This is a genomic window from Puia sp. P3 (assembly GCF_050632245.1).
Lineage (GTDB): Bacteria > Bacteroidota > Bacteroidia > Chitinophagales > Chitinophagaceae > Puia.
Window position 1 is genome coordinate 3,126,471 of the sequence record NZ_CP192583.1, and the last position, 15,074, is coordinate 3,141,544.

At 55.7% G+C, this 15,074-nt stretch carries 20 protein-coding genes, 3 pseudogenes and 1 riboswitch; of the genes and pseudogenes, 16 read left to right on the forward strand and 7 right to left on the reverse strand.

From position 1 onward, the window contains the following. The first annotated feature begins 257 nt into the window (after positions 1–257). Positions 258–467 (forward strand): hypothetical protein, encoded by a 210-nt coding sequence (locus ACQ86N_RS19020; RefSeq protein ID WP_431216509.1) that lies wholly within the window; start codon positions 258–260, stop codon positions 465–467. 91 nt (positions 468–558) lie between these two features. On the opposite strand, the gene ACQ86N_RS19025 is transcribed toward ACQ86N_RS19020, so the two are convergent. Genes ACQ86N_RS19025 through ACQ86N_RS19040 form a run of 4 tightly spaced genes read right to left on the reverse strand, consistent with a single transcriptional unit; the run spans position 559 to position 2,122 of the window. Next, on the reverse strand, positions 559–1,176 hold the full coding sequence (locus ACQ86N_RS19025) for a cysteine hydrolase family protein (RefSeq protein ID WP_431216510.1): 618 nt from the start codon (positions 1,174–1,176) through the stop codon (positions 559–561). Positions 1,177–1,195: 19 nt separating this feature from the next. After that, positions 1,196–1,387: a helix-turn-helix domain-containing protein gene (locus tag ACQ86N_RS19030; RefSeq protein WP_431216511.1), complete on the reverse strand. Its 192-nt coding sequence runs from the start codon at positions 1,385–1,387 to the stop codon at positions 1,196–1,198. Next, positions 1,374–1,841, reverse strand: a complete 468-nt coding sequence (locus ACQ86N_RS19035) for a GlxA family transcriptional regulator (RefSeq protein WP_431216512.1) — start codon at positions 1,839–1,841, stop codon at positions 1,374–1,376. The genes ACQ86N_RS19030 and ACQ86N_RS19035 overlap by 14 nt, the downstream gene beginning before the upstream one ends. Next, positions 1,748–2,122: a hypothetical protein gene (locus tag ACQ86N_RS19040; RefSeq protein ID WP_431216513.1), complete on the reverse strand. Its 375-nt coding sequence runs from the start codon at positions 2,120–2,122 to the stop codon at positions 1,748–1,750. Before ACQ86N_RS19040 ends, ACQ86N_RS19035 begins: the two co-directional genes overlap by 94 nt. Before the next feature lie 165 nt (positions 2,123–2,287). On the opposite strand from ACQ86N_RS19040, the gene ACQ86N_RS19045 reads away from it, so the two are divergent. The 14 genes and pseudogenes from ACQ86N_RS19045 to ACQ86N_RS19110 all read left to right on the forward strand — a co-directional run bounded on the left by ACQ86N_RS19045 (position 2,288) and on the right by ACQ86N_RS19110 (position 12,029). After that, entirely contained in the window at positions 2,288–2,785 is a 498-nt protein-coding gene (locus tag ACQ86N_RS19045; protein WP_431216514.1) for an RNA polymerase sigma factor, read from the forward strand. Between the two features lie 47 nt (positions 2,786–2,832). Further along, positions 2,833–3,036: a hypothetical protein gene (locus tag ACQ86N_RS19050; RefSeq protein ID WP_431216515.1), complete on the forward strand. Its 204-nt coding sequence runs from the start codon at positions 2,833–2,835 to the stop codon at positions 3,034–3,036. Between the two features lies 1 nt (position 3,037). Further along, complete coding sequence (locus ACQ86N_RS19055; RefSeq protein WP_431216516.1) at positions 3,038–3,709, forward strand: ClpP family protease; 672 nt, start codon at positions 3,038–3,040, stop codon at positions 3,707–3,709. 210 nt (positions 3,710–3,919) lie between these two features. Beyond that, positions 3,920–5,866: pseudogene (locus ACQ86N_RS19060) on the forward strand (PHP domain-containing protein); the annotation flags it as partial. Positions 5,867–6,137: 271 nt separating this feature from the next. After that, a pseudogene (locus ACQ86N_RS19065) lies at positions 6,138–6,347 on the forward strand (hypothetical protein); the annotation flags it as partial. 18 nt (positions 6,348–6,365) lie between these two features. Then, complete coding sequence (locus ACQ86N_RS19070; protein WP_431218084.1) at positions 6,366–6,641, forward strand: hypothetical protein; 276 nt, start codon at positions 6,366–6,368, stop codon at positions 6,639–6,641. Next, entirely contained in the window at positions 6,580–6,909 is a 330-nt protein-coding gene (locus ACQ86N_RS19075; RefSeq protein ID WP_431218085.1) for a hypothetical protein, read from the forward strand. Before ACQ86N_RS19070 ends, ACQ86N_RS19075 begins: the two co-directional genes overlap by 62 nt. 3 nt (positions 6,910–6,912) lie before the next feature. After that, positions 6,913–7,530 (forward strand): DNA polymerase Y family protein, encoded by a 618-nt coding sequence (locus ACQ86N_RS19080; RefSeq protein ID WP_431216517.1) that lies wholly within the window; start codon positions 6,913–6,915, stop codon positions 7,528–7,530. 11 nt (positions 7,531–7,541) lie between these two features. Further along, positions 7,542–8,072, forward strand: a complete 531-nt coding sequence (locus ACQ86N_RS19085; RefSeq protein ID WP_431216518.1) for a DNA polymerase Y family protein — start codon at positions 7,542–7,544, stop codon at positions 8,070–8,072. Between the two features lie 329 nt (positions 8,073–8,401). Next, on the forward strand, positions 8,402–8,737 hold the full coding sequence (locus ACQ86N_RS19090) for a hypothetical protein (RefSeq protein ID WP_431216519.1): 336 nt from the start codon (positions 8,402–8,404) through the stop codon (positions 8,735–8,737). Positions 8,738–8,886: 149 nt separating this feature from the next. After that, positions 8,887–9,075, forward strand: a riboswitch (cobalamin riboswitch). A 198-nt stretch (positions 9,076–9,273) separates the two neighbouring features. Then, positions 9,274–10,776, forward strand: a pseudogene (gene metE, locus ACQ86N_RS19095) (5-methyltetrahydropteroyltriglutamate--homocysteine S-methyltransferase); the annotation flags it as partial. After that, positions 10,745–11,650 (forward strand): hypothetical protein, encoded by a 906-nt coding sequence (locus tag ACQ86N_RS19100; protein ID WP_431217484.1) that lies wholly within the window; start codon positions 10,745–10,747, stop codon positions 11,648–11,650. The pseudogene metE and the gene ACQ86N_RS19100, both read left to right, overlap by 32 nt. Further along, complete coding sequence (locus ACQ86N_RS19105; protein WP_431216520.1) at positions 11,647–11,811, forward strand: hypothetical protein; 165 nt, start codon at positions 11,647–11,649, stop codon at positions 11,809–11,811. Before ACQ86N_RS19100 ends, ACQ86N_RS19105 begins: the two co-directional genes overlap by 4 nt. After that, complete coding sequence (locus ACQ86N_RS19110) at positions 11,805–12,029, forward strand: acyl-CoA thioesterase (protein WP_431216521.1); 225 nt, start codon at positions 11,805–11,807, stop codon at positions 12,027–12,029. Before ACQ86N_RS19105 ends, ACQ86N_RS19110 begins: the two co-directional genes overlap by 7 nt. 4 nt (positions 12,030–12,033) lie before the next feature. Here ACQ86N_RS19110 and ACQ86N_RS19115 read toward each other — a convergent pair whose 3' ends face one another. Both ACQ86N_RS19115 and ACQ86N_RS19120 read right to left on the reverse strand, forming a co-directional pair. Continuing rightward, positions 12,034–12,276: a cysteine-rich CWC family protein gene (locus ACQ86N_RS19115; RefSeq protein WP_431216522.1), complete on the reverse strand. Its 243-nt coding sequence runs from the start codon at positions 12,274–12,276 to the stop codon at positions 12,034–12,036. A 232-nt stretch (positions 12,277–12,508) separates the two neighbouring features. Beyond that, the gene (locus ACQ86N_RS19120) at positions 12,509–12,757 is read right to left on the reverse strand and encodes a hypothetical protein (protein ID WP_431216523.1); all 249 of its coding nucleotides are present in this window, start codon (positions 12,755–12,757) and stop codon (positions 12,509–12,511) included. A 200-nt stretch (positions 12,758–12,957) separates the two neighbouring features. Here ACQ86N_RS19120 and ACQ86N_RS19125 point away from each other — a divergent pair, with 200 nt between their 5' ends. Then, complete coding sequence (locus ACQ86N_RS19125; RefSeq protein ID WP_431216524.1) at positions 12,958–13,977, forward strand: aldo/keto reductase; 1,020 nt, start codon at positions 12,958–12,960, stop codon at positions 13,975–13,977. 2 nt (positions 13,978–13,979) lie between these two features. Here the strand turns inward: ACQ86N_RS19125 and chrA are convergent, their stop codons facing one another. Further along, on the reverse strand, positions 13,980–15,071 hold the full coding sequence (gene chrA / locus ACQ86N_RS19130; protein WP_431216525.1) for a chromate efflux transporter: 1,092 nt from the start codon (positions 15,069–15,071) through the stop codon (positions 13,980–13,982). Positions 15,072–15,074 lie beyond the last annotated feature (3 nt).

Here is a 15,074-nt window from a genome sequence, read left to right on the forward strand (position 1 = left end):
TTCCAAAAGACTAAATACCAATACGATACACCGTGATAGCCGAAAATAACTGTAGAAATAACACGACAAAAAATAACAGAATTTCTTAGTTGTTTTACATCAGTAAATATTTTTTATGAGTACGACCCGCGCAAAAATATTCCTTCACCAGCTGGTGTCCGAGCTGGTACTAGAGCTTATTGCCGCTGACTATTAAACGCAATAATATCGTTCTCAACGAAATTCCCCGTGATCTCTGCGTCCACGCTGACGAGAACATGTTCGCCTATATATTCTGGAACCTCATCAATGCCGCCATTCAAAGTAACCAAAACGAGTGTATACACATTGAGGCCATATCCGTTGGGGATTGCACGATGCTCCGGCTAAAAAACGCTGGGACCTATTTTCATCGTACGATTTCCAGAGAATACAGACAGGTACAATACGTGGCCGAACAGCTGGGCGCGACCATCAGCATCAGTTAGCATACCCCGACCAAAAACAGAAAAGCCCTCCTGACTATGGTCAGGGGCTTTCGCGCGTGCGGATCTTTCTACGGGTGTCAGCCGCGGGCGGTTATCGCCAGCCGGCGACCTGCAATTCCCTGTCCAGTGATAGCAGGGAGAAGATCTCGAGCAGCCGCTGTGTCGTCAGCACCGTTGCAAACTCTTTGTTGATCGTCGCGAGCGACACTTCATGCACCGTCGACGCGGGAATGGTCTTCCCGTCCAGCGCTGTCGAAGGAAAGGTAGCGGTAGCATCGGAAGCGACATAGGTGTTGTAGCCCAGGTTGCCTGCCATGCGGGCCGTAGTCGACACGCAGTGCGGGGTCACCAGCCCGGCAATGACTACGGTTGTTATACCGGCCTCGTCGAGGCGCTGCTGGAGGTCGGTACCGATGAACGCGCTGTTCACCGTTTTTCCGATAACGGGCTCGCCGGGCAGCGGGGCCACTTCATCCCTGATGGCGTTGCCGGGGTGCGTGGGCGACAGTGGCGAACCGGGTTTGACGGAGTTATGTTTGACGTGAAAGACGGCCCATTTTTTACGGCGCCAGTGTTCGAGGAGCAGACGGGCGTTATCTTCTGCATCGGCGTTATTGCGTCCCGTTCCCCACCATTCGAGGACGTCGAAGCCTCGCTGGATGTCAATAAGGATCAGGGCCGGGTTGACCGGCAAATTGGAACTTTTCATCTTGCTATATTTATGGTGTTTAACTTTCCCTCAGAATGCGCTGCAGCTGTCGCGGGTTCGCGAAACCACACTGCTGCGCGATATCGCTCATGGTGATGCCCGGCATATGCCGGAGGTTTCTCGCCTGCTCGAGGCGAAGCAGGGTAACGTATTGGTGTACGGATATCCCGGTCTGCTGCTTGAATGTTCGGGTGAGGTTACGGGGACTCACGAGCGACCATCTCCGCCATTTCGTCGATGGTCAGCCGCCGCTCAAGATGCCCGATCAGCCAGTCCTGCAGCTGGTGGATGCCGCGGTGGAGGTGGTTTCGGTAGTTGAGGTACACGCTGTCCTGCGTGTGGTCCTGCCCCCGCCGCAGATATACGACCAGATCCCGCGCAACCTTATGAGCGAACAACGGGCCGTGCGCTTCCTCCAGCAGATGAAGGGCCAGATCGATGCCCGAACTGATGCCCGCACTGGTATAAATGGCGCGCTCCGGGTCGCCGGTAAAAAGGACGTTGTCGACCACCGTCGCTTTGGGAAATCCCTTCTTCAGCAAGGGTACGACGCTCCAGTGGGTGGTACATTTCAGGCCGTCGAGCAGCCCCGCCTTAGCCAGAAAGAAAGCGCCGATACAGACCGAGCAGATAGTGGCCCCGCGGCGTGCTGACCGCGGATCCATTCATACACTCCCTCCCAGCTCGCATCCGCCTGCTGTTGCTGCAGGAGCCGGCTGCTAAACCCAGGCAGGAACAAATAATCCCCCATCCCCAGGCTCACCTCCCCATAGTGCTGCAGCCGCCCGATATGCAGACCCGCGGAATCCGCGATCTCCTCCCTCAGCGAACAATGGCTGATATCATACGCCGCCCCCAGCTGCCTCGCCGCCAGAAAAGCCTGCGTCGGCCCCGACATATCCAGCATATGCAGCCCCGGCGGGACAAAGAATACGATTTTCGCCATTACCCTTAATTTTACTCTAAGGTACACCACTCCTCCGTCCCCCGCAAGGACGAAGGCGCGACATTTTCGGCCAAAGGCCACCCCCGCCCCCGGCCATAAAATATATTTTCATATTCCCGGTGATCATCCTACCTTTTTAGACACTATTTATAAAAGACACCCGCAATGACCACACAAACACAAGACCCTATCATCAACTTATACCGGGACAGCTTCCCCGATTTCGCGCGGATGATCCGGCGGATGGGCGGAAGCCTCGACGAGGCGAAAGACGCCTTTCACGACGCCCTGCTGATCTATATGGAAAAAGAAAGGGCAGGCAGGCTCCACGTCCACTCCTCACCCACAGCTTATCTGCTGGGCACGGCAAAGATCTGCTGGCTCCATGCGCGGGGCAAAACAACAGCACTCCCGGAAAGCTTCGACCCGGCCGAAGACACCGGCGATGGCGCCGATGAAAGAGAACAAAGCCTGCTCGAATCACTCGTACGAAGCGGCAGGAAATGCATGGAGTTGCTGAAAGCCTTTTACTACGACCACTGCTCCATGCAGGACATCGCCGCGAGGTTTGGCTTCAACGGCCGCAGGTCGGCTACCGTCCAGAAATACAAATGCCTGGAGAAAGTCCGGGAAGAAATTACAAAAACCAAAGCCTATGCGTAACGAACTGAACGAAACCCGCAGGATAGACAACTATCTGCTGCGGCAGCTTGAGCGAAGAGGACGCGCGCGCATTCGAAGCCCGCCTCCTGCTGGACGACATGCTCGCCGAAAAGGTGGAAGCGCAGCGCCAGGCCCACCGCCTCATCCGCCGGTACGCCTGGCGCGAAGAACGCAGTCGCCTGGAAAGGATCTACCGCCTCCTCCTCGACGAAGCCGATTTTGCACATCAGCTAAAAACAATCTTTACCTAATATGATCATCCCAACCGTCATCGATAGCGCGACCAGGGGCGCCTACGATATCTATAGCCTGCTGCTCAAAGAGCGGATCGTTTATCTCGGGACAGCCATCGAAGAGAACGTCACCAATCTGGTCGTGGCCCAGCTGCTATACCTCGACAGCGAGAACCACAACCCCATCATGCTTTACCTCAACAGCCCGGGCGGCATCGTCTATGGCGGTTTCGCCATCTATGACACGATGCGGCGGCTCAAATCACCGGTATCCACAGTCGCAATGGGCTTCTGCGGCAGCATGAGCACCTTCCTGCTGACCGCCGGACAGAAAAGCCAGCGCTACGCCCTGCCCCACGCGACGATTCATATGCACCCGACCGGCGGCGGCGCGAAAGGCTATACGGAGGACGTACGCATCGCCTACAAGGAACAGGAACGCCTGCAAAACCAAATATTCTATCTGATGGGAAAGTTCTCCGGCCATACCCGCGAAGAGATAGAAGAACTGTTCCGGCGCGACCGGTTCATGAACAGCGTAGAAGCCAAACAATACGGCTTTATCGACGAGGTCCTTGGCGATACGGACGACCTCATCGCGCTGGACGATCTACAGACAAAGATCCATTTCCAGGCCACAGAGAAAAAACGCGAAAGCATCGGCTTCAAACAGCACCCATCGCAAAGCTAAAAGCTCTGGCCCCCGATTTACCCTTTTTTACTCCCAATTCTTCCTTTTTTAACAACGGATTCTTCTTTTCGCAACTCCCCTTTTTTCCCTGAACCCAGCAGGGACAGGCCTTTCACGGACAGTCAGCATCCCGGAGACGCCGGTTTTACCATCAAAATAGAATACTAAGTTTTTTAGTTTTTCTAGCTTTGTTCCGGTAAACCCGTTTCGATGTATTTCTCCAAAACATATTTCAGTTTTAAATACGGAACCTTCTCAACGCAGGAGCTCGTAGACTCCGCCGCAGAACAAGGCATCACGGCTCTGGCCCTGACCAACATCAACTCTACCTGCGACGCCTGGGACTTTGTCCAGTTCTGCGAAGAGAAAGGCATCAAGCCCATCCTCGGCGCCGAGATCCGCAACGACAACCGCCTGCTCTATACGCTGCTGGCGGCCAACAATACCGGCTTCCGCCGGATCAACGAATTTCTGTCACAGTACCTTCTCGAACAAAAGCCATTTCCCGAACCCGGCGAACTACCACCTGTTTTTATCAACCCTTCCGACGGCTTCGTGATCTATCCGATCGACAACAAGCCCCCCGAACAGCTAAAAGAAAACGAACGCATCGGCGTACAACCCGCGGAAGTCAACAGACTGATCCGCCTGCCGCCAAACACCATCAGGGACAAGCTGATCATCCGCCAGCCCGTATCTTTCCAAAACAGAACCTACTACAATCTCCATCGTCTCCTCCGCGCCATCGATAAAAACACCCTGCTGTCCAAACTAAAGCCCGAAGACCTCGCCGCGGAGCACGAGACCTTTCTCCCGCCGCTGCACCTGCTATCCGCCTTCCGCCAATATCCTTTTATCATCACCAACACGGGACGGCTCACCGAAGCCTGCCAGATCACCATGGACTTCGGCGTGTACAAGAACAAACGGCTCTATACCGCCAGCCGCGAAGACGACCGGGTATTACTCGAGAAGCTGGCATGGGAAGGCTTCCGCCACCGCTATGGCCCCACGAAGAAGCACCGGGAGCGCATTACCAAAGAGCTCCGCATCATCGACCAAATGGGCTTCACGGCCTATTTCCTGATCACCTGGGACATGATCCGCTATGCCCAAAGCCGGGGCTTCTATCACGTCGGCCGGGGCAGCGGCGCCAACTCCCTCGTGGCCTACTGCCTTCGCATCACCGACGTCGATCCGATAGAGCTGGACCTCTATTTCGAACGCTTCCTGAACCCCCACCGGTCGAGCCCGCCCGACTTCGACATCGACTTCTCCTATCTCGACAGGGACGATATCATCGACTATATGCTCAAACGGTATGGCCGTCAGCACGTCGCCCTCCTCGGCATGTACCCCACCTTCCAGTACAACGCCATCGTCCGCGAACTGGGCAAGGTCTTCGGTCTCCCCAAAGAAGAGATCGACACACTGGCGGAAAAAGGCTACTACCGGGCCAGCGGCGACAAGGAAAATTTCATGAAACGAACCGACGAGGATAATATCCACCGCATCATCCTCCAGTATGGAAAACTCCTCCAGAACTTTCCCTCCGGCCTCAGCATTCACCCCGGCGGCATCCTCATCTCCGAAGAGCCGATCACGGCCCGGTGCAGCCTCCACCTCCCGCCCAAGGGCTTCGCCACCGCCATGATCGATATGTTCGTCGCCGAGAACATCGGCCTGCACAAACTTGATGTGCTCAGCCAGCGCGGACTCGGACATATCAAAGAATGCATCGGGCTCGTCCGGCAGAACCGAAACATCGACGTCGATATCCACCAGACCGAAAAATTCAAAAACGACCCGGCCGTCCGCAAACAGCTGCGCAACGGCAACACCATCGGCTGCTTCTATATCGAATCCCCCGCCATGCGCCAGCTGATAAAGAAACTGCACTGCGAAGACTACCCTACCCTGGTGGCCGCCAGCTCGATCATCCGGCCAGGCGTCGGCCGCAGCGGCATGATGCACCAGTATATCTATCGCGTCCACAACCCGGACAAATTCGACTACCCGCATCCCAAACTAAAAGAGATCCTGGGCTCGACCTACGGAGTGATGATCTATCAGGAACAGGTCATCCAGGTAGCCCACGAATGGGCCGGCCTCGACATGGCCGACGCGGACCTTTTACGGCGCGCCACCAGCACCAGATACCGCGGCAAGGGTCACCTGCCGGCACTCAAGACCCGGTTCTTCGCCAACTGCCAAAGATCCAACTATCCGGAGGCCGCGATCGGGGAGGTCTGGCGGCAGATAGAAAGCTTCGCGGACTTCAGCTTCTGCAAGGCCCATTCCGCCAGCTTCGCCGTGGAGAGCTACCAGAGCCTCTACCTGAAGACCCACTACCCCATGGAGTTCGCAAGTGGCCGTGATCAACAATTTCGGCGGCTTCTATGGCCGGGAATTATACTTCTACGAGCTGATGCGTTCCGGCGCCCGGGTACACCGGCCCTGTGTCAACAACAGCGACTACTTCACCAACCTTCACGGGGAAGACGCCTGGATCGGCTTTGTACACGTGAAGGGACTGGAACAGCAGATCGCAGAGACCATCGTCCAGCTGCGCGAAAGCACCGGTCCCTATATCAGCCTCTCCGACTTTATCGAACGCACCGCCATCCCTCCGGAACAGCTGGATCTCCTGATCCGGATGGACGCCCTACGTTTCACAGGCAGAAATAAGAAAGAACTGCTCTGGGAAGGAGACCTGCTGCAGAAGAAGACCCGCGACACGGCCCCAGCCACCCACCTGCTGTTCAGGGAAGCCCCCAAATCCTTCACCCTGCCTGACCTGCCGGTGCACGAGATGGAGCAAGTGGTACGACGACGTCGAGCTGCTGGGATTCCCCGCAGGAGACCCCTTCGTGCTGGTCGACGACGATCCGTCAAAGTACCTGCCGGCGCGGGAGTTACCCAGGCACCTTAACAAGACGGTTACCGTACTGGGCTATCACGTCACCCACAAACCCGTTCGGACGATAAAAGGAGACACCATGAGTTTCGGGACCTTTCTCGACTCCAATAAAGACTGGATCGACACGGTGCATTTCCCGCTGATCCACGCCGCCCATCCACCCCGCGCGGGCTTCTACCGGATCACAGGGAAAGTGATAGAAGAGTTTGGGGTGTACAATATCGAAGTATCCCATATCGAAAAGGCAGGCATCAGATCGCGAGCCGCACAAATTGCATAAAAAATGCTGATCGACGGACAAAGACATATCGCCCACTTCGACCTCGACGCCTTCTTCGTCTCCGTGGAATGCCTCAAGGACTCCCGCCTGAAGGGCAAACCCCTCATCGTTGGCGGCTCCGGCGACCGGGGTGTGGTGGCCGCCTGCAGCTATGAGGCGCGGCGGTTCGGCATCCACAGCGCCATGCCGGTGAAACTGGCCCGGCGCCTCTGCCCCGAAGCGCTCGTCATCCGCGGAGACATGGAATCCTATTCCAAATACTCCCGCCTCGTCACCGACGTCATCAGGGACAACGTCCCGCTATTCGAGAAGGCGTCTATCGACGAGTTCTATATCGACCTCTCGGGCATGGACAAATTCTTTGGTTGCAGCCTCTATGCCGTCGAACTAAAAAAGAAAGTGCTGAAGGAAAGCGGCCTGCCCATCTCCTATGCCCTGGCCAGCAACAAGCTGATCAGTAAGGTCGCCACCAATGAGGTCAAGCCCAACGGACAGCTCGAAATACCGTTCGGCCAGGAGAAGAGCTTTCTGGCGCCTTTAAAGATCGGCAAACTGCCCGGCATCGGCAAGGAGACGGCCTACAAGCTGGTCCGCCGGGGGTCGAGACGATCCGGACCCTGAGCGAGATCCCTATGGAGATGCTGGAGACGATGCTCGGAAAGACGGGTGTCGACCTGTGGCGAAAGGCCAATGGTCTGGATGACTCGCCGGTGATCCCCTACCGGGAGCAGAAGTCCATCTCGACAGAACAGACTTTTCAGACGGACACCATCAACCTGAAATTCCTGCACGCCCAACTGGTGCGGATGACGGAGTCGGTCGGGTTCGAGCTGCGCACCCAGGACCGCCTCACGGGCTGCGTAACGGTCAAGCTCAGGTATTCCAACTTCGACACCGTCGTCAGGCAGAAGACCATCGATTTCACGAACTCGGATCACCTGCTGCTGCGGACGGCGCAGGAGCTCTTCGACAAGCTCTACGACCGGCGGATGCTCGTGCGGCTGGTAGGCATCCGTTTTACCCGGCTGATCCCCGGCAACTACCAGATACAGCTATACGAAGACACCCAGGAGAATATCCGGCTCTACCAGTCCATCGACTCCATCAAGCGCCGCTACGGCGAGGCTCTACTAAAGCGCGCCGTCGGGGTCCGGAAGGCTTAACCATTTTCAAAAGGGCAAAAAAGGGCCAAAAAAGAGAAAACAAGGCACCAATGAAGGGGAAAATGCGGGTCCAAACTGGGGGACAATCGGGTCCAGGAAACAATTCTAACTAATTTTTTCAACTTTCTTTGAATATGAGGGATGCAAGGTACAAGCTCGTAAGACTAAGGTTCAACGAAGGCAAAATAAAGAAATTCAGCGATATCATCGACACTGGTACCCAAGAGTATCATCGCCGACGACCTCGGAAAGAAGAAAGAGCGGTTCAACCAGCTGATAGAGCATCCGGAAGAGTTCACGGTGAAAGAGCTGTTGCTCGTCGGACGATTTTGCGCACTGACACTGCCCGAAATGCTGCAGACTATCGAGGAGGACTGCAGGAGTTTCCCCACAGGGTCGCTGAAAAAAGAGACGCCCGCTATCAGGACGTCCGCGATATGTTCACTGAAGGCGAGATAAAAACACTGAAGGATATATTTGAGTTCATCCCGAGATATGTGGTGGCAACCTATATCCGGATCAAACGCCAGCGGCTGGGCCGGCTGATCAACCAGGTAGAAAATTTTCAGGTCAGTGAGCTACTCGAAATCGGCGGCCTGTTCGATCTGTCCGTCAGCGACATCTTCCAACTGACATCCCAATCCTATGCAAAACGAAAAAAATGAATTGTCCTGATTACCATAACCATCGCCTCCATGGCGCCTTGCCTATTTTTCCCGACCCGCGGAGTCGACCGGCGCCTTTGGATGGGAAGTTCAACCACATTTGACCAAAATGTAGTACCTTCGCACCGCAATAAAAGTTCTTTTTTAATTCTTCATCAAACGACTGAGGTCCCCGGATAATACCGGGGTTAATAGGGAATTGTGCGTAAATCACAAGCTGTCCCGCAACTGTAAGTAGCTACCTGAGTTTTTGCCACCAACGTCCACTGTCCCCCGGGATGGGAAGGACGGCAAGAACGCTACAAAGCCAGGAGACCTGCCTTTATCGTATTGACAATGCTTTCGTGGAATGAAGCAGATAGTCAGGTCGATGAGTTGGAGCAGGCGCAAACAAGCGATCCCAAATCCGCGCAAACACGCGACGGCATCCGCAGCGGCGGCCCAACCCAGACATTACTTTCTATTCCCCCACAACGCATCTTGCAATTGAACAGGAGCTTTTTATCTGATCATTCATCATTTAAAAAGTAAAAAGCATGCAAACACACAACCTGGGCTACCCGAGGATTGGTAGCCAGCGTCAGCTAAAAAAAGCTTCAGAGCAGTACTGGGCGGGCAAGATCCCCGCCGACCAGCTGATCCAGACAGGAAAGACTATCCGTCTTCACAACTGGCAGCTGCAAAAGGCGGCAGGCATCGACCTCATCCCCTGCAACGATTTTTCCTACTATGACCACGTGCTCGACACCAGCCTGATGGTCGGCGCCATCCCCCGCCGCTACCACGCCCTGATGGAACAGCGCCAGCTAAAAGACATCGACCTGCTGTTCGCGATGGCCCGGGGCTATCAGAAAGAGGGCCACGACATAACGGCAATGGAGATGACCAAATGGTTCGACACCAACTATCACTACATCGTTCCCGAATTCACCGCCAACCAGCAGTTCTCCCTCTATTCCAACAAAGTGCTCCACGAGTATCTCGAAGCCAGAGAAGCCAGCATCAACGCGAAACCCGTTTTGTTGGGCCCGGTGTCCTACCTCCTGCTGGGCAAGGAAAAAGGAACAGGCTTCCACCGGCTCGACCTGATCAAGAATCTCCTCCCGGTGTACCTCCAGGTCCTCAAACAACTGGACGACGCCAAAGCCTACTATGTCCAGTTCGACGAGCCCTGTCTCTCCCTCGACCTCACTCCGGCAGAACGGCAGGTCGTGACCAAAACCTACCAGGAGATCAAGTCCCGCTTCCCCGACCTGCACATCATCCTCGCCAGCTATTTCGAATGCTACGGCGAAAATCTAAACACGGTCCTGAACCTCCCCGTCCAGACCATCCACCTCGATTTGGTGCGCTGCCCGTCACAGCTGGATGACATACTAAAAACCGGCTTTCCCCAGTCCCGGACCCGCCTGTCACTCGGCGTGGTCGACGGTCGAAATATCTGGAAGAACGACTTTCAGCAGTCGCTGTACCTGATCAACAAAGCCGTTGAGGCTATCGGCGCCGACCGGATCCTCATAGCCCCTTCCTGCTCGCTCCTGCATTCCCCCTGCGACCTCGACCTAGAGAAGGAACTATCCACCGAGATCAGGAGCTGGCTTTCCTTCGCCAAACAAAAGATCGAAGAAGTAGTCCTCCTAAAACGTCTCGCATCAGGCGAGGCCTCCACCGAAACGGACAGGGCCTGGCGCGATAACATGGACACAACGAACAGCCGCAGGACGTCCACACTCATCCACAAACCGCCGGTCAAACAACGCGTAGCCGCAATTACCGACGCCGACGCACGGCGCCAGAACACTTTTGCCACACGCAAACTCCGCCAGCGCGAAGCGCTAAAACTTCCGCTCTTCCCCACCACCACCATCGGCTCATTCCCACAGACCACCGAAGTCCGCAATATCCGGTCCCGGTGGAAGAAAGGCGAACTGACAACGAGTGAATACGAATCCCTCATCGAAAAGGCAACCGAAGAAGCCATCCGCTGGCAGGAATCGACCGGTATCGATGTGCTGGTCCACGGCGAGTTCGAACGCAACGATATGGTCGAATACTTCGGTGAACAGCTGGAAGGATTTGTCTTTACGTCCAACGGCTGGAGTACAGAGCTACGGCAGCCGCTGCGTGAAACCGCCCATCATCTATGGCGACGTCTCCAGACCAACGGCCATGACCGTACGCTGGTCTGCCTACGCACAGTCGCTGACCGGCCAATGGGTAAAGGGCATGCTGACGGGACCCGTAACGATTCTGCAGCGGTCCTTCGTCCGCAACGACCAGCCCCGCAGCGAGACCTGCACGCAGATCGCCCTGGCCATCCGCGACGAAGTGGTCGACCTCGAAAAAGCCGGCATCCGGATCATCCAGATCGACGAACCCGCCATCCGCGAAGGCCTGCCGCTGCGAAGGGAGAACTGGAAAGAATACCTCGACTGGGCGGTAAAAGCCTTCCGCATCTCCGCCAGCGGAGTGGAAGACGCAACGCAGATCCATACCCATATGTGCTATTCCGAATTCAACGACATCATCCAGAGCATCGCCGACCTCGACGCGGACGTGATCACGATCGAATGCTCGCGGTCGCAGATGGACCTGCTCGACGCATTCGCCGATTTCCGCTATCCCAACGAGATCGGCCCCGGCGTCTACGATATCCACTCGCCGCGCGTTCCCTCGCGAAGAGAAATGGTTACACTCATGGAAAAGGTCAGGGCCGTGATCCCCGCAGAACAATTGTGGGTCAACCCCGACTGCGGTCTCAAGACCCGCGCCTCGGCCCGAGACCAGGGCCGCACTGACAGAAATGGTGGAAGCAGCAAAAGAATTACGGGCCGAAGAGCTTGTAGGGCAATAATTGAGGACAGACGGGCGGCCGCCACCGGCTGCCCGTTGCCTTTCAAATCCAAAAAATGACAGAAGAACAACGCATAGCCGGATCGACGACCCGGCTTTTCAAGGCCGTATTCCCTGACAGCACCAATCACTACGACACGATGTTTGGCGGGATGGCGATGTATCTGATGGACGAGGTCGCCTTTATCACTGCCACCCGATATAGCCGGAAAAAGTGGTGACCGTCTCCTCAGACCGGATCAATTTTACCAAGCCCATACCCGCCGGGACCATTATCGAATTGATCGGAAGAGTAACACAGGTCGGACGAACCAGCCTAACCGTATCCGTGGAGATATTTATAGAACAGATGTATTCTGAAAAAAGAGAACAGGCGATCGTAGGCAATTTTACGCTGGTAGCTATCGACGAGAACAAAAGACCGGTAGAGATCCGATAAACCGTCAGCGGTTCCTCACCGTCGTCTGAAGGAACTTCAGCTTCTCCTCCGTAGGCCTGTACCTGAACTCGCGCTGGATCTCGAGGAGACAACCCCGGCAGAGACAGTCCACATAGTTGGAGCCGATGTATTTTTTCTCTTCGTCGGAAAGAGAAATACCGCTGCACTGACACTGGGCAATATTGCCAACCTTGCATTCAAAGGGAGACTGACAGCGGCCACAGGATTTCGATTCGTGAAGGCTCATGTCATAAAGATACTAAAAACGGCCCCGCAAACGCGGAGCCGTCAATTTAAATATCAACAGGAATTACCCCTTTGTACACTGCCCATGCGCGCAGCACTGGGCGCATTTAGCGCCTGTACAGTTCTGCTTCGTGCAATGCGTACAATCCTGTTTTTTGCCTTGCCGCCGCCGGCTGCGAATGCTGCCGGTCCAGCCAGCAATACGGCCGTCATGGCCAATAAAAATGCCTTTCTCATATAATTGAGTTGAATGAAGTAATTAAATAAAGTGTCTTGTCGGAGAAAATTACGCCGCATTCGGCGGCTTCCAGCAGGAAATAATATATTGATAAGAATAAGAAGAGGCCCAGACCGGATACTCCATCGATACCGATACAGGACAGGAATGCTCCATCGTCACCGGCAGCAGCATCACATAACACATCGGACAGTTCACGCAGCAGTCCGAGGTCGGATGGCACTCCTTCGTGGACTTCGGACATTTCCCTTCGCACACTCGCTACAGGAGGAGTGCGCCATCGCCTCCGCACGTGACGCCATCTCCACCATCATCCGCGGCGTCGCAGCATACTCCACCAGATAGAACAGGGTGGCCAGTGTCAATATAATTGCCTTATAACGCAACGAATCAAAGATACAAAATTATAACCTTTACCTTTGCCCCTCACATCATTTATCTCTTATGAAATACAGACTACTGGGACGCAGCGGACTGAAAGTATCCGAACTATGCCTTGGGACCATGGGCTTCGGCACCGAGAACGGCTGGGGCGCCGACAAGACAACCAGCTTTGACATTATGGAGACCTTTGCCGCCGCCGGCGGTAATTTCCTCGACACCGCCAATATCTACAAGCTGGGCACCAGCGAAAAGATCATCGGCGAGTTCGTCAGCCCCCGCGACCGGGACTACTTCGTCATCGCCACAAAATACTCACTGAAGGACAATACCACCAACCCCAACGCAAGCGGCAACAACCGGAAGAATATGATGCGCAGCGTCGAAGAAAGCCTTAAAAGGCTTCAGACAGACTTCATCGACGTGTTGTACCTGCACATCTGGGACGACCTCACACCCATCGACGAAGTCCTTCGCGGCCTCGACGACCTCATCCGCCAGGGCAAGGTCAACTACGCCGCCATCAGCGACACACCCGCCTGGATCGTCAGCAAGGGAAATACGATGGCCGAGCTGATGGGCTGGAGCCAGTTGGTGGCCCTGCAGATAGAATACAGCCTGCTGCAACGAACCCCAGAGAGAGAACTCACTCCCATGGCCAGACACTATGGCATGACCGTTACTCCATGGGCTCCGCTGGCCGGAGGCGCGCTGACAGGCAAATACCTGCGGGGCGGACAGGGACGCGTCAAGCCCGAAAGCAACCGCCGCGATCCCAACAGCGAGCGCATCACCAGAGAGGTAATGGCCGTGGCCGACAGACTCAGCACGACACCCGGCAATGTCGCACTTCAGTGGACCCGCCAACAGGGATTCGAATGTATCCCCATCGTCGGCGCCACGCGGCTCGAACAATTACACGAAAATTTAAAAGTGGTCGACCTCGTCCTGCCTGAAGAAGAGGTCCGCCGGCTCGACGAAACCAGCGCCATCGATCTGGGCTTTCCCGGCAAGTTCTTCCGCGAGGACGGAGTGCGGCAAAATAATTATGGCGGCTTCTATGACCGGATCGCCCGTCGTTGACCCTATCGCAGTAGTCCGAGAATATATCCCAGCACCGACCCGCCAAGGATCACAAAAGCGCTGTTCACTTTCGGAAAGCCAAAGACCACTATCCCGCTAGCGACCGCGATCACCACCGCGCGCCAGTCGGTGATCGTCGCCCGGCCAAAATCGATACACACCGTCAGGATAATGGCCACCGACGCGACAATCACCCCGTCCAGAAAAGCGGAGAACATTTTCGACCGCCGCATCCGGGGTACCAGTGGATGCGAAATAGCTACAAATACAAAAGACGGCAGAAAGATCGCCAGCGTAGCAACCGCCGCCGACTGCCATCCACCCATCTGCCAGCCGATAAACGTTACAGACGAAAATACCGGCCCCGGCGTGAACTGCCCCACGGCAATGGCGTCGATCAATACCTTTCTCGGCAGAAGCCCCTTTGCCACCAGCTCGCTGTCCAAAAAAGCAAACAGGACATACCCGCTGCCATACAGGATGGCGCCTATCTTCAAAAAGGAAAAGAATATCCGCGAATTCGCGACGACGACCGCCGGCAGCAACGGGAAGAAACCCCTGAGCTCTCCACCCCGCTGCCGCAGGGCCACCCACAGCAACACCACCAGCCCCGCTCCAAACATGACATAGATCTCGTTCACTCCCAGCAGACCCGCCGCCAGCGCCAGTAAAGCCACAGCCCACAACAATACTCCCTTCAAAGCCCGATGTGCCAGCGGCATCGCAGCCGCCAGTATCACCGGGATAATGGCGGGTTTGATCCCGAATATAAAGGCCGCCGCCTCGGGCAGACGACCATACTGCTGATACAGCCAGGCGATGATCCCCGTGATCACCACCGCGGGACAAATAAAACATACCCCGGCGATCAGCAGCCCCCTCCATCCTCCGCGTTCCTGCCCGATATGTATCGCCATCTCCGTACTGTTGGGTCCGGGGATCAGATTGGTAGCGCCGATAAGATCCAGAAAATGCTGGTGGTCCATCCATTTGCGGCGGTCCACCACCTCCCGCTGCATCATCGCAATATGCGCCGCCGGGCCGCCAAAGGCCGTCAGGCCCAGACGAAGAAAGAGTCTGAACAGCTGCCGCAATTC